The organism is Aestuariirhabdus haliotis (assembly GCF_023509475.1).
Classification (GTDB): domain Bacteria; phylum Pseudomonadota; class Gammaproteobacteria; order Pseudomonadales; family Aestuariirhabdaceae; genus Aestuariirhabdus; species Aestuariirhabdus haliotis.
In genome coordinates, this window is sequence record NZ_JAKSDZ010000002.1 from 88,562 (window position 1) to 111,405 (window position 22,844).

18 protein-coding genes are annotated in these 22,844 nt (G+C 52.0%); 10 read left to right on the forward strand and 8 right to left on the reverse strand.

Translation table 11 applies throughout. The annotated features are described in order from the left end of the window. Positions 1-33: 33 nt before the first annotated feature. The 4 genes from acnD to MIB40_RS02350 form a co-directional block, all read right to left on the reverse strand. Positions 34-2,658 (reverse strand): Fe/S-dependent 2-methylisocitrate dehydratase AcnD, encoded by a 2,625-nt coding sequence (gene acnD, locus MIB40_RS02335; protein WP_249690338.1) that lies wholly within the window; start codon positions 2,656-2,658, stop codon positions 34-36. 73 nt (positions 2,659-2,731) lie between these two features. Next, entirely contained in the window at positions 2,732-3,859 is a 1,128-nt protein-coding gene (gene prpC, locus MIB40_RS02340; protein ID WP_249690340.1) for a bifunctional 2-methylcitrate synthase/citrate synthase, read from the reverse strand. A 69-nt stretch (positions 3,860-3,928) separates the two neighbouring features. After that, positions 3,929-4,819, reverse strand: a complete 891-nt coding sequence (gene prpB / locus MIB40_RS02345) for a methylisocitrate lyase (RefSeq protein ID WP_249690775.1) — start codon at positions 4,817-4,819, stop codon at positions 3,929-3,931. 45 nt (positions 4,820-4,864) lie between these two features. Next, positions 4,865-5,560, reverse strand: coding sequence for a GntR family transcriptional regulator (locus tag MIB40_RS02350; RefSeq protein ID WP_249690342.1), 696 nt, complete (start codon positions 5,558-5,560; stop codon positions 4,865-4,867). 177 nt (positions 5,561-5,737) lie between these two features. On the opposite strand from MIB40_RS02350, the gene pabB reads away from it, so the two are divergent. Beyond that, complete coding sequence (gene pabB, locus MIB40_RS02355) at positions 5,738-7,156, forward strand: aminodeoxychorismate synthase component I (protein ID WP_249690345.1); 1,419 nt, start codon at positions 5,738-5,740, stop codon at positions 7,154-7,156. On the opposite strand, the gene thrH is transcribed toward pabB, so the two are convergent. Next, positions 7,151-7,768, reverse strand: coding sequence for a bifunctional phosphoserine phosphatase/homoserine phosphotransferase ThrH (thrH, locus tag MIB40_RS02360; RefSeq protein WP_249690347.1), 618 nt, complete (start codon positions 7,766-7,768; stop codon positions 7,151-7,153). The genes pabB and thrH overlap by 6 nt on opposite strands. Positions 7,769-8,024: 256 nt before the next feature. On the opposite strand from thrH, the gene MIB40_RS02365 reads away from it, so the two are divergent. Continuing rightward, complete coding sequence (locus MIB40_RS02365) at positions 8,025-8,753, forward strand: phosphoadenylyl-sulfate reductase (RefSeq protein ID WP_249690349.1); 729 nt, start codon at positions 8,025-8,027, stop codon at positions 8,751-8,753. 100 nt (positions 8,754-8,853) lie between these two features. Here MIB40_RS02365 and cysB read toward each other — a convergent pair whose 3' ends face one another. Then, positions 8,854-9,828, reverse strand: coding sequence for an HTH-type transcriptional regulator CysB (gene cysB / locus MIB40_RS02370; RefSeq protein WP_249690367.1), 975 nt, complete (start codon positions 9,826-9,828; stop codon positions 8,854-8,856). 160 nt (positions 9,829-9,988) lie between these two features. Here cysB and MIB40_RS02375 point away from each other — a divergent pair, with 160 nt between their 5' ends. Next, on the forward strand, positions 9,989-10,768 hold the full coding sequence (locus MIB40_RS02375; RefSeq protein WP_249690369.1) for a sulfite exporter TauE/SafE family protein: 780 nt from the start codon (positions 9,989-9,991) through the stop codon (positions 10,766-10,768). A gap of 4 nt (positions 10,769-10,772) precedes the next feature. Here the strand turns inward: MIB40_RS02375 and MIB40_RS02380 are convergent, their stop codons facing one another. After that, complete coding sequence (locus MIB40_RS02380; RefSeq protein WP_249690371.1) at positions 10,773-11,690, reverse strand: 5'-nucleotidase; 918 nt, start codon at positions 11,688-11,690, stop codon at positions 10,773-10,775. Positions 11,691-11,932: 242 nt separating this feature from the next. Here MIB40_RS02380 and MIB40_RS02385 point away from each other — a divergent pair, with 242 nt between their 5' ends. Continuing rightward, positions 11,933-13,000: a 3-deoxy-7-phosphoheptulonate synthase gene (locus tag MIB40_RS02385; RefSeq protein WP_249690373.1), complete on the forward strand. Its 1,068-nt coding sequence runs from the start codon at positions 11,933-11,935 to the stop codon at positions 12,998-13,000. 80 nt (positions 13,001-13,080) lie between these two features. Then, the gene (gene greB / locus MIB40_RS02390; RefSeq protein ID WP_249690376.1) at positions 13,081-13,614 is read left to right on the forward strand and encodes a transcription elongation factor GreB; all 534 of its coding nucleotides are present in this window, start codon (positions 13,081-13,083) and stop codon (positions 13,612-13,614) included. A gap of 41 nt (positions 13,615-13,655) precedes the next feature. Here greB and nfuA read toward each other — a convergent pair whose 3' ends face one another. Further along, complete coding sequence (nfuA, locus tag MIB40_RS02395) at positions 13,656-14,243, reverse strand: Fe-S biogenesis protein NfuA (RefSeq protein ID WP_454892278.1); 588 nt, start codon at positions 14,241-14,243, stop codon at positions 13,656-13,658. 192 nt (positions 14,244-14,435) lie between these two features. Here nfuA and metH point away from each other — a divergent pair, with 192 nt between their 5' ends. The 5 genes from metH to MIB40_RS02420 all read left to right on the forward strand — a co-directional run bounded on the left by metH (position 14,436) and on the right by MIB40_RS02420 (position 22,797). Next, the gene (gene metH, locus MIB40_RS02400; protein WP_249690380.1) at positions 14,436-18,140 is read left to right on the forward strand and encodes a methionine synthase; all 3,705 of its coding nucleotides are present in this window, start codon (positions 14,436-14,438) and stop codon (positions 18,138-18,140) included. Positions 18,141-18,156: 16 nt separating this feature from the next. Next, on the forward strand, positions 18,157-19,479 hold the full coding sequence (locus MIB40_RS02405) for an MATE family efflux transporter (RefSeq protein WP_249690382.1): 1,323 nt from the start codon (positions 18,157-18,159) through the stop codon (positions 19,477-19,479). Beyond that, positions 19,458-20,540, forward strand: coding sequence for an aminopeptidase (locus MIB40_RS02410; protein ID WP_249690383.1), 1,083 nt, complete (start codon positions 19,458-19,460; stop codon positions 20,538-20,540). Before MIB40_RS02405 ends, MIB40_RS02410 begins: the two co-directional genes overlap by 22 nt. Positions 20,541-20,672: 132 nt before the next feature. Continuing rightward, entirely contained in the window at positions 20,673-22,328 is a 1,656-nt protein-coding gene (locus tag MIB40_RS02415) for a nitrite/sulfite reductase (protein WP_249690385.1), read from the forward strand. Continuing rightward, positions 22,312-22,797 (forward strand): DUF934 domain-containing protein, encoded by a 486-nt coding sequence (locus tag MIB40_RS02420; protein ID WP_249690394.1) that lies wholly within the window; start codon positions 22,312-22,314, stop codon positions 22,795-22,797. Before MIB40_RS02415 ends, MIB40_RS02420 begins: the two co-directional genes overlap by 17 nt. The last annotated feature ends 47 nt before the right edge of the window (positions 22,798-22,844 follow it).

A 22,844-nucleotide genomic window follows, 5' to 3' on the forward strand; every position in this document is an offset into this window, starting at 1 on the left:
TGTCGCGCCATCAACAATCGGTTCGAATCCTAGTTAGGCATTACCCGCCAGGAAGTCCTGGGCAAAGCGCTGTAACACGCCTCCGGCACCATAGACATGAACCTCTTCCGCAGTATCCAATCGGCAGGTCACCGGAATCTCCACCCTTTCACCATTGGCTCGCGTCATGACCACAGTCAAATCACAACGAGGGCTGATTTCACCGACCACATCAAAAGTTTCGGTACCATCAATGGCGTAGCTGCAGCGCGTATCGCCTTTTTTAAACTCAAGTGGCAACACCCCCATTCCCACCAGATTGGTTCGATGGATACGTTCAAAGCCCTCGGCAACAATGGTTTCAACACCCGCCAGGCGTACTCCCTTTGCCGCCCAGTCACGGGATGAACCCTGACCATAATCGGCTCCTGCAATTATAATCAGCGGTTGCTTACGCTTCATGTAAGTTTCGATGGCTTCCCACATTCGACTCTCTTTGCCTTCCGGTTCAATGCGTGCCAGAGAGCCCTGCTTCACCTCTCCGCTTGAGTCGCGGCACATTTCATTGAGCAACTTCGGGTTAGCAAACGTGGCACGCTGAGCCGTCAAATGATCGCCCCGGTGCGTGGCATAGGAATTAAAATCCTCTTCCGGCAAGCCCATTTTTGCGCAGTATTCACCGGCTGCCGAGCTGGCCAAAATTGCATTGGAAGGCGACAAGTGATCGGTGGTGATATTGTCACCCAACACGGCCAGAGGGCGCATGCCTTTCATCGTTCGTTCACCAGCCAACGCCCCTTCCCAATAAGGGGGACGTCGAATATAGGTGCTCATTGGCCGCCAATCATACAACGGGCTAGCTGCTTTTTCTGTTGCCCCCAAATCAAACATCGGAATGTAGATCTGGTTGAACTGCTCGGGCTTAACGCTTTTTTCCACCAGAGCATCGATCTCTTCATCGCTCGGCCAAATATCTTTCAGGGTGATAGGATTGCCATTCTGATCGGTACCCAGCACATCTTTTTCGATATCGAAGCGCATGGTTCCCGCAATCGCGTAAGCTACCACCAAAGGCGGTGATGCAAGAAACGCCTGCTTGGCGTAGGGGTGAATACGTCCATCAAAGTTTCGGTTTCCCGACAGCACCGCCGTCGCGTACAGATCACGATCGATAATCTCTTGCTGGATGTTCGGATCCAACGCGCCACTCATACCATTACAGGTAGTACAGGCATAAGCCACAATACCAAAGCCCAATTTTTCCAGTTCAGGCAATAACCCGGCTTCTTCCAGATACAACTTGGCCACCTTCGACCCTGGTGCAAAAGAAGACTTCACCCAGGGTTTGCGCACGAGCCCCAGCTCGTTGGCCTTCTTCGCGACCAAGCCAGCCGCCACCACATTGCGAGGATTAGAGGTATTGGTACAGCTCGTGATGGCCGCAATAATTACAGCCCCGTCGGGCATTTTTCCGTCAGCCTCTTCCGATTTGGCCGCCGCCAGAAGCTCTTCGCCGGCGATGCCGCGCTCGGTCAATGCAGACGTTGGCAGGCGGCGGTGTGGATTGGAAGGGCCCGCCATATTGCGAGAAACACTCGATAAATCAAATTCCAGCACGCGCTCATAATGGGCGCCTTCCATCTCGTCAGCCCACAATCCGGTGGTCTTGGCATATTGTTCCACCAGAGCCACTTGCTCCGGTTCCCGACCAGTCAGGGTCAAATAGTCGATGGTCTGCTGGTCGATATAAAACATGCCCGCAGAAGCGCCGTATTCCGGAGTCATATTCGAAAGTGTGGCGCGGTCACCGATCGACAAAGAAGCGGCCCCTTCACCGAAGAATTCGAGATAGGCGGAAACCACCTTTTCATTACGCAAAAACTCTGTCATCGCCAACGCGATATCCGTAGCCGTAATGCCCGGTTGACGCTTGCCAACCAGTTTGACACCAACAATGTCGGGCAAACGCATCATAGAAGGTCGACCCAACATAACGGTTTCCGCTTCCAGCCCGCCCACACCAATAGCAATAACGCCCAACGCATCAACATGAGGCGTATGGGAATCGGTACCGACACAGGTATCGGGAAACGCAACAGACTTGCCATGGTAATCGGGACGCGTCTGAATCACCGGAGACATTTTTTCCAGGTTGATCTGGTGCATGATGCCATTGCCGGCAGGAATCACATCGACATTGTCGAACGCCGTTTTGCACCAATCGATAAAGTGAAAACGGTCTTCGTTTCGGCGATCTTCAATCGCACGGTTTTTCTCAAATGCCTCAGGATCAAAACCTGCAGCCTCGACAGCCAACGAGTGATCAACAATCAACTGAGTAGGCACCACTGGGTTCACTTTGGCAGGATCCCCGCCTTGATCGGCAATAGCATCGCGTAAACCGGCAAGATCGACCAACGCTGTTTGGCCAAGGATATCGTGACAAACAACACGCGCGGGATACCAGGGAAAATCCAGATCTCGCTTACATTCGATCAACTGTTTTAGTGAATCGGTCAGGGCTTCGGGCTCGCAGCGACGAACCAGCTGCTCGGCCAAAACCTTGGAGGTGTAGTTTAACTTTGCGTAAGCGCCGGATTGAATCTCTTCGACAGCCGTTCGGGTATCAAAGTAGTCGTGATCGGTTCCGGTAAGGGGTTTGCGGTATAACGTATTCATAACTTACTCCACAGAGTAACGCTCTAATCCAGGAAGCAGGCCCGCGAGTACGGGCCTTATAACAGGCAGAAAACTAGTCGCGATCTTCTATTGAAACCCAGTCGCAACTTTCAGGACCCGTGTAATCCGCACTCGGGCGAATAATGCGATTATTGGCTCGCTGCTCCATCACATGGGCGCTCCAGCCTGAAGCCCTTGAGCAAACGAAAATAGGCGTAAACAGCTTGGTTGGAATATCCATGAAGTGATATGCAGAGGCATGAAAGAAATCGGCATTACAGAACAGTTTCTTTTCTCTCCACATCACCGCTTCGCAACGTTCGGATACGGCATAAAGAACAGTATCACCAACATCCGCTGCCAGCTTTTCGGACCAGCTTTTGATCACCGCATTGCGTGGGTCGGATTCACGATAGATCGCATGACCGAAGCCCATGATTTTTTCCTTACGCTCCAGCATTCCCATAATTTCGCGTTCGGCTTCATCTGCGCTCTGCCAACGCTCGATCATCTCCATGGCCGCCTCGTTGGCACCACCATGCAAAGGCCCGCGCAACGAGCCGATGGCGGCCGTAACACAGGAATGAATGTCAGATAGCGTTGAAGCACAGACCCTTGCAGTAAAGGTTGATGCATTAAACTCATGCTCGGCATAAAGAATCAGCGAAACGTTCATCACCTTTTCATGCAGTGAATTGGGTTTTTCACCACGAAGCATATGCAGGAAATGTCCACCAATGGAGTCATCATCAGTCTGCGTTTCGATGCGTACGCCATCATGAGAAAAACGATACCAGTAGCAAATAATGCTAGGAAAAGCCGCCATCATGCGATCGATATGGTCGATCTGTTCAGAAAAATCCTGCTCGGTTTCCAGATTACCCAGCATGGAACAACCGGTGCGCATCACATCCATCGGATGAGCATTAGCAGGGATCAATTCCAACGCCGATTTCAATGCTGCCGGCAGCTCACGCAAGCCTTTCAGCTTGGCGACGTAGTTATCAAGCTCGGCTTGATTGGGCAACTTGCCTCGGGACAATAAATAGGAGACCTCTTCAAAACGCGCCTTATCAGCCAGCTCAACCATGTCATAACCACGATATGTGAGACCTGATCCGGTTTGGCCCACAGTACAAAGCGCTGTCTCTCCGGCCGACTGACCTCGTAATCCTGCACCGCTTAGTTTCTTCTCACTCATGCTATCTCCTCCAATACGCTCGATGATTTGCACACAAAGCAATCACAATCATCATTCCAAACCTGATTATTATTTATTTTTTCCGCTGGCAAACAGTGCATCCAGTTTCTGTTCGTAATCGTGATACCCGAGGAAGTCATACAACTCCATACGAGTTTGCATCAAGTCAACGACCTCTTTTTGATCACCTTTGTCCAGAATATTTTGATACACCGCCAAGGCGGCTTTGTTCATCGCTCTAAAAGCACTTAAGGGGTAGAGCACCATGGCACAGCCCACTTGCGCCAACTCTTCTCTGTTATACAGCGGGGTAGCACCGAATTCGGTGATGTTAGCCAACAGGGGGACATCAATGGCATCGGCAAAGGCTTTATAGTCGCTCAGCTCATGCACCGCCTCGGCAAAAATTCCGTCAGCACCCGCATCGATGCAGGCCTGGGCTCTCTGTATAGCAGCTTCCAAACCATCTTTTTGGAAGGCATCCGTACGCGCCATAATAAAAAAGTTTTCATCAAAACGAGCATCAGCAGCCGCTTTAATACGATCAACCATCTCTTCTTCGCTGACAATTTCTTTATTGGGCCGATGGCCACAACGCTTCTGAGCCACTTGATCCTCGATATGAACCGCCGCGGCGCCGCTGCGAATCATCTCCTTCACTGTACGAGAAATATTGAAAGCGCCTCCCCAGCCAGTGTCAATGTCTACCAGTAACGGCAGATCGGTCGCGGCGGTAATACGACGGACATCTTCCAGCACATCATTCAGAGAAGTCATCCCCAGATCTGGCAAACCGTAGGAAGCATTAGCAACACCACCACCAGAAAGGTAAATCGCCTGATGCCCTACTTGCTCCGCCATCATGGCGGTATACGCATTAATCGTACCTACAATTTGCAGGGGATTATTGTCATTGATCGCTCTACGGAAACGTCCACCCGGGGTCAAATTTTCACTCATCATCTTCTCCTCTTTCTTGCTTGTCCGTGGCCCGATGGTTGTGCCTCAGGCGATTCTATTTTCTATCGGCTGCGAAACACCTTCCGCCACTCGCTGCTCCAGATGATTTCTGGACGCAGCAATATGGCGTCGCATTAACAGCTCTGCGAGTTCACCATCACGATCGGCAATGGCGTTAATAATTTGTTGGTGTTCGGAAAAAGCACGCTTGGGACGATTGCCCGATGCACTGAATTGATATCGATACATCCGAACAAGATGGTAAAGCTCGCCACCCAGTATTTGAATCAGGGTTTGATTTTTGGAGCCCTGGATAATGCGATAATGAAAGTCGAGGTCGCCTTCTTTTTGATAATAGGCTCGCCCCTCCTCCTCTTCGATCTGTTGTTCATGGAGCGTTAACAGGGTTTGCAGGCCTTCTATCTCTTCCTGCGTCATCTTATCTGCCGCCTGTCGGCAAGCGAGACCCTCAAGCGATTCCCGCACATGATAGATTTCCAGCAGCTCTTCAGCAGACAACGACACGACCCGGGCACCAACATGGGGTATGCGCACCAACAGCTTTCGCCCTTCAAGACGACGAATGGCCTCTCGTAACGGCCCTCGGCTGATACCATAGGTACGTGCCAACTCGGGTTCACTGATTTTACTGCCCGGTGGGATATCGCCTTTGACGATTGCGGTCTGGATCGATTCGAAGACCCTGTCGGCGATGGTTCGTGCCTCTATATCCTGCGCCATTGTATTGACCTCCAGAAATTGTCGACAATCCTAGCATGCCAAACCATCATTTCCCAAGCATCTAGCCTATACTTCATACTATTGTCTACAATCCAGCCAATAATTGAGAAAGGACCAACACCCCTTCCTACCCTGAAAAAAGCTAAGTACAATGCATCGCTTGCTTAGCGAGACCCTATGCCTGCGCCACACCTGACATCCGTTCCCTACCTGACCGATAGCAGCCAGTACTTCCAGAGAATCCGGCATTTATCCCATCCGGCCTGGCTCGATTCCTGCGCGCACCAACCGGGAATGGCTTCTGGTCGATACGATATCCTTACCGCCGCTCCCAATGAGCTAATTGAGGTAAGACATGGCCAGTGCCTACATAGACTGGCAGGCTCGTGTCCGGAAAGCCTCGAGATCCCTCCCTTCGAGCTGCTTCAACAACGGTTGGCACTTTACTCTCAGATTGACAGTGAACTGCCCTTTTGTGGCGGTGCTTTAGGGCTTTTTGGCTATGAACTCAAAGCCGAACTGGAACCCAATCATTGCCCCAACACACGCCATTACGACGAAGCCGAATTGCGTGTGGGTATCTATTTATGGGCCCTGATTCAGGATCACCAAACGGGTTGCAGTCAGCTGGTTTTTCACCCCGATTGCGATTCGGATTTTCGAAACGACATTGTCAGCCTGCTAGAGGCCAGTACCGGAACTTCAGACAAAAACGATTCTTCCTTCCAACTACAAAGCCCCTTTAACTGCGATACCAGCAAGCAACAGTATCAACACAGCTTCGATAAGATTCAGAACTATATACAGGCGGGCGATTGCTACCAGATAAACTATACACAGCGCTTCAGCAGCCAGTATACAGGCGACCCTTTTACCGCCTACCAACGGTTACGCAGGACCAGTCCAGCACCATTTTCTGCCTATCTGGAAAACCCTGAAGGCGCCATTCTCAGTCATTCTCCCGAGCGCTTCTTACAGTCCAGAAAAGGCCTGGTAGAAAGCAAGCCCATCAAGGGAACAGCACCAAGAGGTACCTCTCCAGGCGAAGATCAAGAAAAAGCCCAACAGCTGCTTGCCAGCGAGAAAGACCGGGCCGAAAACCTGATGATAGTGGACTTGCTGCGAAACGATTTGGGGCGTACCTGCCAGCCAGGCTCTGTCAGAGTGCCTCAACTGTTCGGTTTGGAAAGCTACGCCAATGTGCACCATCTGGTCAGCACGATTCAGGGCGTACTGGCAGCAGACCAATCCCCGCTTACGCTGTACACTCATGCCTTCCCCGGCGGTTCTATCACCGGCGCCCCAAAGGTTCGCGCCATGGAGATCATCGACGAGCTGGAAGATTACAGCCGTAGCATCTATTGCGGGTCAATCGCCTACATCAGTTTTAATCAGCAGATGGACAGTAGCATCTGCATTCGAACCCTGTTGGCTCATAAAGGCAACCTGTACTGCTGGGGCGGCGGCGGGATCGTGGCCGACTCCCAGTGCGATGGCGAACGCGAAGAATCGTTCGCCAAAGTCCGAAACCTCGTTTACGCACTGGAGCAATGCCTGCCTGACGGCATTCAACCGCCGCCCGAAAGAGAACTATAAGTTCAGTTCACGATTACTGGCTTTAATAAATTCCCGCTTGAGGTCTTCATACCGATGCACGGCCGGGAACTGCGGAAACTCCTCGATCACGTTGTCCGGCGCCTTAAACAATATGCCTGCTTCTGCTTCAGCAAGCATGGTCGTATCGTTGTAGGAATCACCGGCAGCAATAACACGACAATAGAGGGAATGCAGGGCTATCACCGATTGGCGCTTGGGATCCTTCTGGCGTAGATGATAATCGACAATTTTACCGGCATCATCCACCACCAGCTTGTGACATAAAAGGGTTGGAAATCCGAGTTTCCGCATCAACGGCTGGGCAAATTCATAAAAGGTGTCAGACAAAATGATGACCTGAAAACGTTCCCGCAACCAATCGACAAACTCCGCCGCCCCATCTAAAGGCTCGAGGGTATCAATAACCGCCTGAATATCCGGCAAGCCATAACCTTCGCGCTCGAGAATGGCTAATCGTTGCCTCATAAGAACATCGTAATCAGGAATATCCCGAGTCGTTGCCTTCAGCTCTTCAATACCGGTTTTTTCGGCAAAATTGATCCAGATTTCCGGTATCAATACCCCCTCAAGATCAAGACATGCAATCTCCACAAACGACTCCTGTTATTGATTCATTTTACGTTGACTGAATTTAGCAGAGGCGCCAATCTAACCCGTTGCCAGAGCTCACGCAAGAATCGGCCTACAGGCCAGAGCTGACGGTGTTTCACGAGGAACATATAGCAGCTACGCCTAACCATAGATAAACATATTATTATTTTTCATATAACTAAAAAGCTACAATCGCTAAATAATTAGCCGTGATCGTTGTAAGACACCATCATAAATAGCCCGAACGAGGTAACAGGTGAGCGCCGATATCAATACCGACCAACTCAATCAAGAGTATCAAGGTCAGTCACCCCAAGAGATTCTCGAACACGCGTTTAAGCAATTCGATAACATTGCCCTCTCCTTCAGCGGCGCGGAAGATGTCGCCCTGATTGAAATGGCAAGTAAGATCACCGATCGCTTGCAGGTATTCTCCCTAGACACCGGTCGCTTACATCCTCAGACGTACCGTTTCATTGAGAAGGTCCGCAAGCATTACAATATTGATATCGAACTTATTTCTCCTGACGCGACTGAAGTCGAAGCCCTGGTTAAGAAAAAAGGGCTGTTCAGCTTTTACGAAGACGGTCATAACGAGTGCTGCTCCATTCGTAAGATTGCACCACTGCGAAAGAAGCTTGCTACTGTTGACGCCTGGATCACCGGACAGCGCAAGGATCAAAGCCCCGGCACCCGAAGCCAGATTCCGATCATAGAATCTGACCCTACGTTTAGCGGCATCAACGGCTCACTAACCAAATTTAACCCGCTGGCAAACATGAGCTCGAAAGACGTCTGGGATTATATCTGGATGTTCGATGTGCCTTACAACGAGCTGCACGACCAGGGATTTATCAGTATTGGTTGTGAGCCCTGCACACGCGCCACCCGACCAAATCAGCACGAACGCGAAGGTCGCTGGTGGTGGGAAGAGGCTACGGCAAAAGAGTGTGGCCTGCATGTCGGAAATATTCAGAAAATATAGTGGGTTGACTGCCCACTAAGAAGCTAAAAACGGGGCTCAAGGCCCCGTTTTTATTCCCGCTGTATATCCTTAAGGCACCTCTGATTTATTCAGAGGTGCCTTAATGAGTAGGGATATCAATGGAGTTGAAAAGCTCATCCAGTTCGGCCTTGTTATGACGCTTGTAAGCTTCATCAACCACTTCGCGGGTCAGGTGCGGAGCAAATTTCTGGATGAAATGGTACATAAATCCACGAATAAAGGTTCCGCGGCGGAAGCCAATTTTAGTCACACTCGGCTCAAACAGCTTGCTGGCATCCAGCGCCACAAGGTCTGAATCGGCCTGGGGGTTATAGGCCATACCGGCAATGATTCCAACCCCCAACCCCAAACGCACATAGGTTTTGATGACATCGGCGTCGGCGGCCGTGAACACAACTCGGGGCGTTAAGCCTTCATTCATAAAGGCCTCGTCCAGCTTGGAGCGGCCAGTAAATCCGAATACGTAAGTCACAATCGGATACTGTGCCACATCGCGCAAGCTAAGCTCTGGAACATTCGCCAGGGCATGCCCTCTCGGCACAAGAATACAACGATTCCAACGATAGCAAGGCATCATCACCAAATCGCTAAAAAGCTCCAGCGCTTCGGTTGCAATGGCAAAATCAACCGTACCATCGGCGGCCATCTCCGAAATCTGCATGGGCGTTCCCTGGTGCATATGCAGGGAAACTTCCGGGTAATCGGAAATAAAGTCCTTGATCACACCGGGCAAAGCATAGCGTGCCTGGGTATGGGTGGTGGCGATAGAGAGGCTACCACGCTTCTCATCACTGAACTCCTGAGCCACCTGCTTGATACTTTCTACCTTACGTAGGATCTCTCCGGCTTTTTCAATGATCGCTTCACCCGCCGGGGTAATACGAGTAAGGTGCTTACCGCTACGGGCAAACACCTCGACGCCCAACTCGTCCTCAAGCAAGCGAATCTGCTTACTGATTCCTGGCTGTGAGGTATAGAGACTCTGCGCGGTTGCCGATACGTTGAGGTCGTGATGTGCGACTTCCCAGATATATCGCAGTTGTTGCAGCTTCATTAAGCACTCCGTTTTATTGGCTTATATGCCACAGTAATCTAAAAATATAAGGAAATATTCTTTTATAGAATAGATGCATAAGACTACATTAGCACCCTAACCAACCCAATACCTTTCGGTAACCACCACTCCAGTTAGTTATAACTTTAGACCATATTCAATGGATATATTAGCCTATATTTTAGCCGGCGCCGCCGTCGGTTTAGCGGTTGGCATCACAGGTGTCGGTGGTGGATCATTGATGACGCCTCTGTTGCTCCTTTTTGGCTTTCCGCCCCACATCGCAATCGGTACCGATTTGATGTACGCCTCCCTGACCAAGGCCAGTGGTGTAGCCATGCACCAGCGCAGGGGCAATATAGACTGGAGCAAGGTACTGTTGCTTGCTTCGGGCAGTATACCTGCCGCGGCAATCACCGTTTTTGTCCTGTTTGTATTCTTCCCCGACAGCAGCAGTTACGGCCATGTGCTCACCAGCAGCCTTGGTGTGATGCTGATACTCACCGCCATTGTATTGCTGTTCAAAAAGCAGTTATTGAAATTTCATGAGAACAGCGAAGGGGAAGCCGGATTTCTGCAGCGCCACAGCAAATTCATGACCTGGACGATGGGCTTGTTTCTCGGCACCTTTGTCACTCTGTCGTCGGTTGGAGCTGGCGCCTTCGGCACTGCGGTGTTGATGGTGCTTTACCCTGCCCTGGCCTCCGTTCGTATCGTCGGTACCGATCTGGCCCACGCCGTACCCCTGACGCTTGTTGCCGGCCTTGGCCACCTGTTGCTGGGCAATGTCGATTTCTATCTACTGGGTTGCCTGTTAACCGGCTCATTACCCGCTATCTATGTCGGCACCCGTCTGGGCTCCAGACTGCCCGACAAGGTACTGCACCCGATTCTGGCCAGCACGTTGCTTGCCCTGGGCTTGAAATACGCCTTTTTCTAGAGACCTAACCGGCCGACTCTTCACTTTGATTGGCAATTCCGTGGGGCACGTGGCCGGTAGCAACGTGTTCGCTGGCCGATTCACAGTGCACCATATGGTCATCGAAGAACACATCGGCACCAAAGGCTTTCAAAAAGGCGCCTTTTTTCATTCCGCCCAAAAACAAGGATTCATCCAACCGCACATCCCAGGCCCTGAGGGTGCGCACAACGCGCTCATGAGCCGGTGCCGAACGTGCCGTGACCAGTGCTGTGCGTATCGGACATTCATGTGGATCCAGCGCCGCTTGCAAGCGATGTAGCGCGCCAAGGAAGGCTTTAAAAGGTCCGCCGCTCAGGGGCTCGTTGGCGGCTTCCTTCTCGCTACGAGCAAAGGCTGCCAAACCTTCAGACTTGTAGACACGCTCTGCCTCATCCGAGAACAGTACCGCATCCCCATCGAAAGCGATCCTTAACTGAGAGTCTTCGCTGCTTCCCCCAGGGGCCGGCATTATAGTCGCGGCGGCTACTCCGGACTCCAGGGCCTGGCGAACGTCTTCGGCATGGGTTGAAAGAAACAGCTGGCAACCGAACGAGCTGACATAGCGGTAAGGACTGGTGCCACCGCAAAAAGCAGCGCGAGAAATATCGAGATCATAATGCTCGATAGAGTTAAACACTCGAAGCCCGGTATCAGCACTATTACGAGAGAGCAGGATCACCTCGACTTTGGGGGCATCGGAAAAATATTGATTGAGGCTCAGGAGTTTACTGACCAATGAAAAGGCATCGCCCGGCGCCAGAACATCGTTCTCATGCTCGATCTGATAACGAGCAAAGGCTTCCAGCCCCTGGTTTTCATAGACATCATGGCTATCGCCCAAATCGAACAATGCCCGCGAAGAGATCGCCACAACCAGTTTATCGCTCTCTTGAACGCTCATCCCTGCTCCCTTTAATGTTCGCTGTCGTTTCGATTATCGCCAACGGGCCATCGAAACTCTAGCTTGAGTGACGGAGAATACTGCTAATCGCCTTCATGTTAAGACCAGTGCTTATCAAGGCCCTTCGGAAACAGTATGATAACCCCACCATAACGACAATCGCTCTGAGTACGATAAAGCGTTGCTAAACCTTGCCTCTTAACAACGGCATTGATACCAGATGTACTGATACAGGAAACGGAATGACTAACCTACCGATTGAGAACCTTAATATAGAATCCCAGGAGATTCTGATCACCCCCGGCGAGTTGAAAGCAGAGATTCCGCTGAGCGAAAGCGCCTATAAAACTGTCGACGATGGACGGCAGGTGATACGCAATATTCTCGACGGTAAAGACCATCGTCTCTTTGTCGTTGTAGGCCCCTGCTCCATCCATGACACCAAAGCGGCCATGGATTATGCCCGCAAGCTCAAGGCACTTGCCGAAGAGGTCTCCGATACCCTGTATCTGGTGATGCGAGTTTATTTCGAAAAACCCAGAACAACCGTGGGCTGGAAAGGCTTGATCAACGACCCTTTCCTTAATGACTCTTTCAAAATTCAGGATGGCCTGCACATCGGACGTCGCCTGCTGATGGATGTATCCGAGTTGGGCCTGGCCACCGCAACCGAAGCGCTGGACCCTATTTCACCCCAATATTTGCAAGACCTGATCTCCTGGTCGGCGGTCGGTGCACGTACCACAGAGAGCCAGACTCACCGGGAAATGGCCAGTGGCCTGTCTTGCGCCGTTGGTTTTAAAAATGGTACCGACGGCGGTTTGAGCGTCGCCATCAACGCCCTGCAATCGGTGTCCAGCCCACACCGTTTTCTCGGTATTGATCACAACGGCCAGGTGGCTATCACTCATACCAAGGGCAACGGTTACGGCCACGTGGTACTTCGGGGCGGCGATGGCAAGCCCAATTACGATTCGGTCAACATCGCGCTCTGCGAGCAACAACTTGATAAGGCAGGTATTCCAGCCAATATCATGGTCGACTGCAGCCATGCGAACTCAAACAAGGATCCCGGCCTGCAACCCCTGGTCATGGAAAATGTCAGCAACCAGATTCTTGAGGGTAACCGCTCGATCGTCGGTTTGATGGTAGAGAGTAACCTTGGCTGGGGTAACCAGAAGATGAGCGACAACCTTGAGTACGGTGTGTCCATTACCGACGCTTGCATCGATTGGGAAACCACAGAGAAAACCTTGCGTGATATGCGCAACAAGCTGAAAGACACGCTACCGGGTCGTCGTAAAGACTAATCCGGGGGCGCTTGCAAAAAAGCCGGGTTAGCCCGGTTTTTTTGTTGCTTATGTGTGACTGATCCAAAAAGAATTCGACTATGGCAAGATACCGCCCCCCTCAACCTGCCTCTTCCGCCTACATCACACCTCAGGGAGCAGCCAGCTTACAAGAAGAACTGGATTACCTGTGGCAAACAAAACGGCCGCAAGTCACCCAGGCTGTGTCAGAAGCCGCAGCACAAGGCGATCGTTCCGAAAATGCCGAATATATTTACGGCAAAAAGCAGCTTAGAGAAATCGACCGGCGGGTTCGTTTTTTGCGTAAACGCCTGGAAAAGCTGGTTATCGTCAGCGAATACCCAAGCGATCAGAACAGGGTCTTTTTTGGTGCCTGGATCGAGCTGGAGAAAGAAGACGGCAAACGAGTAAATTACCGCATCGTTGGCCCTGACGAGTTTGATTTAAAGCGAGGCTGGATCAGTATGGACTCCCCCCTGGCCAAGGCGCTCATTGGCAAGGCCATCGATGACGAAGTGCTAATTACGCTACCCGAAGGTGAAGAATACGTTTACATACTGGGTATCCAATACGAGCCATCAATCACCGCGCCAGAACCAAAACACCCGCTATAGAATGCTCTGATAGCGGGTGTCTATAAAATGCTTGCTAGCCCCTACTTGTAATAGGCGTTGGCACGCTCGCTGTGATCAGTGACATCACGCACCCCTTTGAGCTCCGGTATACGGGACAGCAGAGTTTTCTCGATACCCTCTTTCAATGTGACATCGGCCATACCACAACCCTGACAACCACCGCCAAAACGCAACACCGCGTAGTCTTCAACCACCTCTACCAGATCGACCTGTCCGCCATGAGAGGCCAGACCAGGATTGATTTCGGTCACCAGATAGTAGTTGATGCGTTCAGAGACGGAACTGTCTTCACCAATCTTGGGCACCTTGGCATTGGGTGCTTTGATCGTGAGCTGACCGCCCATACGATCGGCGGCATAATCCACCAGGGCTTCTTCGAGATAGGTTTCGCTGTCTGTATCGATAAAGGCGTTAAAACCTTTTAACTCCATCACTTTATCCTCAGGATTCTCCTCTCCCGGCTTACAATAAGCGATGCAGGTTTCTGCATAGGGGGTTCCGGGTTGCGTGATAAATACCCGAATACCGATACCTTCAACTTCCTGCTTTGCCAATAATTCCGCAAGGTAGTCCTGAGCTGATTCGGTAATAGTGATCAACATCTGCATTTTCCATCCAACACAATAGTCCGCTAACTGTACCCCAACTCGACCCACAGGGATACGCTTACCCCAGCATGTTACTTGGTTATTGAATAAGTTCCCACAGTCAGTTGAACAGCCTTCATTATTGTCGTCGTGCTTTCTCTGCTAAAATCCCCGGCCACTTACCATCCACAGCCATTTGACCCGGATTTTTTGATGAGCAGCTACGACCAGCGACACGCCGCCCTGTTACAGGCCCTCGAGTCCCGCATTCTGATTCTGGATGGTGCTATGGGCACCATGATCCAGCGTCATAAACTGGAAGAGGCGGACTACCGTGGCGAGCGTTTTGCCGACTATGCCCTGGATATCAAGGGCAACAATGATCTGCTCTCAATAACCCAACCTCAAATCATCAAGGGAATCCACAGGGAATATCTTGAGGCTGGTGCCGATATCATTGAGACCAATACCTTCAACGCTACCGAAGTGTCTCAAGCCGATTACCAGATGCAATCGTTGGCAGGAGAGATCAACCGGGAATCGGCTCGCCTGGCCCGCGAAGCGGCCGATGAGATCACCGCGCTCAACCCCGACAAGCCCCGCTTTGTCGCCGGCGTGGTGGGTCCAACCAGCCAAACCTGTTCATTGTCTCCCGATGTCAACGACCCCGGCGCGCGCAACATCACGTTTGATGCGCTGGTAGCTGACTACCTGAAATCAACACGTGAACTGGTTGAAGGTGGGGTAGATATCATCCTGATCGAAACCATTTTCGATACCCTGAACGCCAAGGCGGCGGTCTACGCCGTACAGGAATATTTTGAGCAAAGCGGTAATGTGCGCCCCATTATGATTTCCGGCACCATTACTGACGCCTCCGGGCGCACGCTATCCGGGCAAACCACCGAAGCGTTCTGGAACTCTCTGGCCCATGCCAAACCACTATCGATTGGCCTCAACTGCGCGCTGGGTGCCAGTGAACTGCGTCCCTATGTTCAGGAATTGTCCCGGGTTGCCGATACCTATGTGTCGGCGCACCCCAACGCAGGCCTGCCCAATGAGTTTGGAGAGTACGATGAGACCCCGGAACAGATGATCGCCGTGGTCGAGGAGTTTGCGACCAGCGGATTTCTCAATATTATCGGCGGTTGCTGCGGAACAACGCCTGAGCACATCAAAGCCATCAGCGATGCGATGGCCCAGCATCCGCCACGCACTCCACCGACCATTGCTCCGGCCCTGCGCCTGTCCGGACTGGAACCCTTTAACGTGGATGCCGATTCCCTGTTCGTCAACGTCGGCGAACGTTGTAACGTTACCGGCTCCGCTCGCTTCAAACGCCTGATTCTGGAAGAAGATTACGATACTGCTCTGGAAGTCGCGGCGGAGCAAGTTGAGAACGGTGCCCAGGTCATCGACGTCAATATGGACGAAGGCATGCTGGATGCCGTAGCCGCCATGACTCGCTTCCTCAACCTGATCGCCTCAGAGCCGGACATTGCCCGACTGCCCATCATGGTCGATTCCTCCAAATGGGAAGCCATAGAAGCCGGCCTCAAATGCATTCAGGGTAAACCCATCGTTAACTCCATTAGCTTGAAGGAAGGCGAAGAGGAGTTTATCGAACGGGCCCGTACCTGCTTAAGGTATGGCGCCGCGGTGGTGGTAATGGCCTTTGATGAAGAGGGTCAAGCCGATACCTTTGCCCGTAAAACCGAAATTTGCCAGCGCTCTTATGAGGTTCTGGTCAACAAGGTAGGCTTCGCACCCCAGGACATTATCTTCGACCCCAATATTTTTGCCGTGGCAACCGGTATCGAGGAGCACAACAACTACGCAGTCGATTTCATCGAAGCCTGCGCCTGGATCAAGCAAAACCTCCCCTACGCCAGCATCTCTGGCGGCGTCAGCAACGTCTCTTTCTCCTTCCGCGGTAATAACCCGGTCAGGGAAGCAATCCACTCGGTATTTCTGCTCCATGCGATCCAGGCCGGGCTTAATATGGGTATCGTCAACGCCGGTCAATTAGCCCTGTATGATGACTTACCGGCAGAACTTCGAGATGCCGTTATTGATGTCGTGTTGAATAAAAACCCTGATGCTACCGAAGCTCTGTTGGCTATAGCCGACAGATATCGTGGTGATGGCAGTACCGGCGCCGAAAAGAAAGAGGATAAAGAGTGGCGTCAGCTGCCAGTCAACGAACGTCTGCAACATGCGCTGGTAAAAGGCATTACCAACTTTATCGAAGAAGATACTGAAGCCGCTCGCCAGATCGCCGACAAACCCATCGAAGTGATCGAAGGACCCCTGATGGATGGTATGAACGTAGTTGGCGACCTTTTTGGTGCCGGTAAAATGTTCCTGCCCCAGGTGGTGAAATCGGCTCGTGTGATGAAGCAGGCAGTCGCCTACCTGCAACCCTATATCGAAGCCGAAAAGAGCGAAGGCCAACAAAGTAATGGTCGTATCCTGATGGCCACCGTTAAGGGAGACGTGCACGACATCGGCAAGAACATTGTCGGCGTAGTTCTGCAGTGTAATAACTTCGAAGTGATCGATCTTGGGGTTATGGTCCCTTGCGAAAAGATCCTGCAAACCGCTATAGAGCAGGAGTGCGACATCATAGGCCTGTCCGGCTTGATCACTCCTTCATTGGACGAGATGGTAACCGTCGCCACTGAAATGGAGCGACAGCAGATCAACCTGCCCTTGATGATCGGCGGCGCAACCACCTCAAAAGCCCATACCGCCGTCAAAATCGATCCGCAGCTGAACTGTAACCAGGTGGTTTACGTGCCCGACGCGTCTCGTGCGGTTGGTGTTGCCAGCACCTTGGTCTCTGACCGACTGCGCCCGGAATTGTTTGCCAAGCTCGAGGACGAGTACAGCGCCGTTCGCGAACGGGCATCCAAACGCACGGTTCGTGGCACCATTCACACCTATCAAGAAGCCATCGAACAGCGCCAGCGGATCGATTGGGATACCTACACCCCCCCCAAACCGCTCCAGTTGGGACTCACTCATTTCGAAGATTATCCACTTGAAGAGCTGATCGACTATATCGACTGGACGCCCTTCTTTATCAGCTGGGATTTGGCAGGTAAGTTCCCCGCCATTCTCGAAGATGTGGTCGTTGGCGAAGCCGCCCGAGACCTGTACGCAAACGCCCGAAAAATGTTGCAACGGATTCTCGATGAGAAACTGGTTCGTGCCTCTGTCGTAGTGGGTTTATGGCCCGCCAACACCGTGAACCATGACGATATCGAGATCTATCGAGAGGATGGCCAGGGCGTGATCGAAACCCTCAGTCACCTGCGCCAACAACACCGTAAGCCAGGTAACACCAAACCCTTAACCTCATTGGCCGACTTTGTCGCGCCGAAAGAGAGCGGAAAAACCGATTACATTGGCGGCTTCGCGGTTACCGCCGGCATTGGAGCCGATGAGGTAGCACAGCAGTTCGAGCAAGCACACGATGACTACAACGCTATTCTGATCAAGTCTCTGGCAGACCGTCTGGCCGAAGCCTTGGCAGAGCGAATGCACGAACGCGTGCGAAAGGAAATCTGGGGGTATGAACCTACCGAAGAACTCGACAATACCGCCCTTATCAAAGAGCAGTATCGAGGCATTCGGCCCGCACCGGGTTATCCTGCCTGCCCCGATCACACAGAGAAAAGCAAATTGTTCAAACTGCTGAATGCCGAGCAGCTATGCGGTATGGAGCTGACCTCAAGCTTTGCCATGCACCCAGCGGCCTCGGTTTCGGGCTGGTACTTTTCTCATCCGGAATCCCGCTATTTCCCAGTGGGCAAAATCAATCGTGATCAGGTCGAAAGTTACGCCGAACGCAAGAGCATGTCTGTCGATGATACGGAGCGCTGGCTTCGACCAAACCTGTCTTACGACGCCTGAGCCTCTCTGATTTTTTATGCAAAGGGATCGCATAAAGCGAGCAGCCTCTCTGGCCCTACCAATCATGGGGGGCATGCTCTCCCAGAGCATTCTCAATCTGGTCGATGCCGCAATGGTCGGCAGCCTGGGAGAGGTCGCCCTGGCCGGCGTTGGCGTTGGCGCTTACCTGAGCTTTCTTGCGGTTTCGATGACCACGGGCTTGTCATCGGGTGTGCAAGCGATTGTGGCCAGACGAATGGGGCAAGGTCGCGCTGAGAGTTGCGCCCAGCCGCTTAATGTGGGCCTGCTTTGTGCTCTGCTTATCGCCGTTCCGGTCAGCATTATTTTCTATTGTATATCGCCATGGCTGGTGGGGCTGATCAGCTCCGATGCCGCCGTAACAGCCGTTGGTATCGAATATTTTGATGCCCGTATCACTGCCCTGCTCGCCGTCGCTATGAATTTTTGCTTTCGAGGATACTGGAATGGCATTCACCGTTCTTCCGTGTATCTCAGGGTGATCGTGTTGATGCACGCGATCAATATTGGCATCAGCTACGGCCTTATTTTTGGTGCTTTCGGCCTGCCCCAACTGGGCGCAGCGGGGGCAGGCTGGGGCACCAGTATCGCTATGGCTTTGGGGTCCCTATTCTACTTTGTCATCACCACCAAAAGCGCTCGCCCACACGGCTTTTTACGCACCAGACCGGACCGTGCAACCCTCAGATCGGTCCTTACCCTGGCGATCCCCAACTCCATGCAACAGATGTTTTTCGCTCTGGGAGTCACCGCGCTGTTTTGGATTATTGCCCGTATCGGTACGGAAGAGCTGGCGGTTGCCCATGTTCTGATTAACCTGGCCCTGTTCCTGATTTTGCCTGGCGTTGGATTGGGAATGGCCGCGACCACATTGGTCAGTCGAGCACTCGGAGAGAACCAGCCAGAAGACGCCTACCGCTGGGGCTGGGATGTGGTGCGGCTGGCAGTGGTGGTTTTACTACTGCTTGGCATTCCCTTTTGGTTATTTCCCGATGCCATATTAAGTCTGTTTCTCGCCAACGAAGCCTCACGGGCCATAGGCCACCTCCCGCTGCAACTGACCGCCCTGGGGATGGTGCTCGATGCCACAGCCATTGTGCTAACCCAGGCGCTACTCGGGGCCGGTGCCAACCGTATTGTGATGCGGATCAGCATCTCCTTGCAGTGGCTGCTATTTTTGCCTTTGGCCTGGCTGCTAGGCCCGATGCTGGGTTATGGGCTAACCGCCATCTGGATCCTGCAGCTAGGGCAACGGTTACTCTCATCGCTTCTGTTCGCCTCGATCTGGCGTAAACGGCAATGGATAGGTATTCGCATTTGAAACCCTGGCAAGGTCTTTCCGTCGTTATTACACTGGGCTTTTTTTTAACAGGCTGCGAGTCCCTTTCCTACTATTGGCAAGCCGGTCAGGGGCAGTGGCAAATACAGCGTGAAAGCCAATCGGTTAGCGAGCTGATCGCATCCCCGGATACGCCAACTCAGTTACGCCAGCGCCTCAGCCTTAGCCAGGAGATTCTCAAGTTTGCCCACAAGACCCTGGACCTTCCGGACAATGGCAGTTACCAGCACTATGCTGATCTAGAGCGGCCTTTTGTGGTGTGGAATCTATTTGCCAGCGAGGAGTTTTCTACCGATCTGCACCGTTGGTGCTATCCCGTGGCTGGTTGCCTTCATTACCGCGGCTATTTTGATCCCGAGGACGCCAAACAAGCGGCGATAAATTACCAACAGCAAGGCTTCGATACCTGGATCGGGGGCGTGCGAGCTTACTCAACGCTTGGCTGGTTCAAAGACCCCTTGCTCAATACCTTTGTTTTCGACGACGAACTCCAATTGGCCGAATTGATCTTTCATGAACTGGCTCACCAAAAAGTTTTTGCCAAAGGCGATACGGCCTTCAATGAAAGCCTGGCCACCGTTATCGCAGCCGAAGGCACCCGGCGTTGGGCCGCTCAACATCAGCTCATTTATGATTCATCCGCAGTTATGGCCGACATTAACGCTCGCCAGAATTTTTCCAACCTGGTGCAAAATACCCGTGAGCAATTATCCCGGCTTTACCAGCAAGCCCTAACAACAAAAGAAATGCGACAGACCAAACAACAACTATTGGATACCCTGAGGCATGAATACCAACAACGTCGTCAGGGTGAATGGCAATCCTTCGATCGTTTTGATCAATGGATGACAGGCCCTCTTAACAATGCCAAGCTTGGCACCATCGCCAGCTATTACCAGTGGGTACCCCTTTTTGAACATCGCCTGAAGGCCCTTGGCAGGGATTTACCCGCTTTTTATGATCAACTACAGACGCTTGCCAAACTGCCAGAAGAAACACGCCAACAAGAGCTGCATAAGATGCACTCTTTATATAACCAATAACTAATAACATATAGAAAAACATTCATTTATCGAATAAGTAAAAACTGCTAATCTGCGCCGCGATACGGTATGGATTAATGCCAACAACCTGATCGATGCCGATAGAGCATCTTCTCCACCGGACACTGCCTGATGTACAAGTACGACGCCATTGACCAGCAGATCATTAATGATCGCGCCCGCCAATATCGAGGACAAACCGAGCGCTACCTTAAAGGAGAGCTCAGCGACCCTGAATTTTTGCCATTACGACTGCAAAACGGTCTCTATGTGCAGCGGTTTGCTCCCATGTTACGAATCGCCGTGCCTTACGGCATGATATCCAGTACACAGTTACGCAAGATATCGGACATTTCCCGGCGTTATGACAAAGGCTACGCTCACGTCAGTACCCGGCAAAATATCCAGCTAAACTGGCCCGTACTGGAATCCGTACCTGATATTCTTGACGAACTGGCCAGCGTCGAAATGCACGCCATCCAAACCAGCGGTAGCTGCATACGCAGCGTGACCTCCGACCACTTCGCGGGTGTCGCAGCCGACGAACTCGAGGATCCCCGCCCCTGGTGTGAAATCATTCGACAGTGGTCGACATTCCACCCGGAGTTTGCCTACCTACCCCGCAAGTTCAAAATTGCGGTCAATGGTGCTGCCGAAGATCGTGCCGCCGTCGGCGTCCACGACATCGGTTTAACGCTGGTGAAAAACCCACAGGGTGAAACCGGATTCCAGGTGCAAGTCGGTGGTGGTTTGGGACGCACCCCTTTGATTGGTAGTGTCATTCGCGACTACCTGCCTTGGCAAGATCTGCTTAGCTATCTCGAAGCCATCCTGCGTGTTTACAACCGCTATGGCCGCCGTGATAACAAGTACAAGGCTCGTATCAAGATACTGGTAAAGGCCTTGTCCCCTGAAACCTTTGCCGAAAAAGTTGAACAAGAGTGGCTGCACCTTAAAGAGGGTCCCGTTAAGCTGACCACGGAAGAACTGACTCGGGTTCGCGCATTTTTTGCCGCTCCCGAGTACAGCACCGATGCCATCGACGGTGCCGCCAGGGGGGCTCTGACAGAGAATAAATCCTTCCAGCGCTGGTACGATCGTAATGTCACCTCACATAAGATATCGGGCTATGCTGCGGTAACGGTTTCCCTAAAAGCAACGGCCCAGGCACCCGGAGATATCAGCGCCGAACAAATGGATGCACTGGCCGACCTGGCCGATCAATACAGTTTTGGCGAACTGCGTACTACCCACTTGCAAAATATCGTCTTGGCCGATGTCCGTCAGGATCAGCTTTTCGAGCTGTGGCAACAGCTTGATAAACTCGAACTGGCTGTCCCCAATATTGGCACGCTTAACGATATGATTTGCTGTCCTGGCGGAGATTTCTGCTCGCTGGCCAATGCCAAATCCATTCCCGTTGCCGAAGCGATTCAGCGTCGCTTTTCCGATTTGGAAAAGCTGTATGACATCGGTGATGTCAGTTTGAATTTCTCTGGCTGCATGAACGCCTGCGGTCATCACCACGTTGGCAATATTGGCTTACTGGGTGTCGACAAGAAAGGCGAAGAGTTTTACCAGATTCAACTAGGCGGCAACGCCAATCAGGATACGGCTTTAGGCAAAATTATCGGACGAGCGTTCGGACGCGACGAAATTCCTGATGTTATCGAGAAACTGATCAGCGTTTACACCGAACGCCGCGAAGGCAACGAACGTTTTATTGATACCTTTAACCGTATCGGAATTGAGCCATTTAAGGAGCGGGCCTATGCCAAAGCTGATTAAAGACCGCACCCTGGTCGAAGACGAATTTACGATTAAACGCAGCCCAGAAGATCAACTGCCCGACGGCAAGGTACTGGTCTCTCTGGAAGAGTGGCAAGCACGCCGTGGCGAGTTGCTGGAATCACCGGATCAGTTCGGTGTCTGGTTGGAAGCTAGTGACGAGCCTGACGCCCTTTTGGATGACCTTGCTGCCATAAAAGTGATCGCTATCAACTTTCCAACCTTTGCCGACGGGCGCGGTTATTCCCTTGCCCGTTTGTTGCGTGAACGTCATGGTTTCAGTGGCGAGCTGCGAGCAATTGGCGATGTTCTGCGTGACCAGCTGTTCTTTTTGCAACGCTGCGGCTTTAACAGCTTCCTGATTCGTGAAGATCGAGACGCCGAAGATGCCATGCAGGGACTGAGTGATTTTTCCGAGGTTTACCAAAACGCCGTCCAACAACCGGTTCCCCTGTTCCGTAGGCGCTAGCAATTACATCCCTTTACTCCACATAGAATTGGAGATGGTTGAGACAG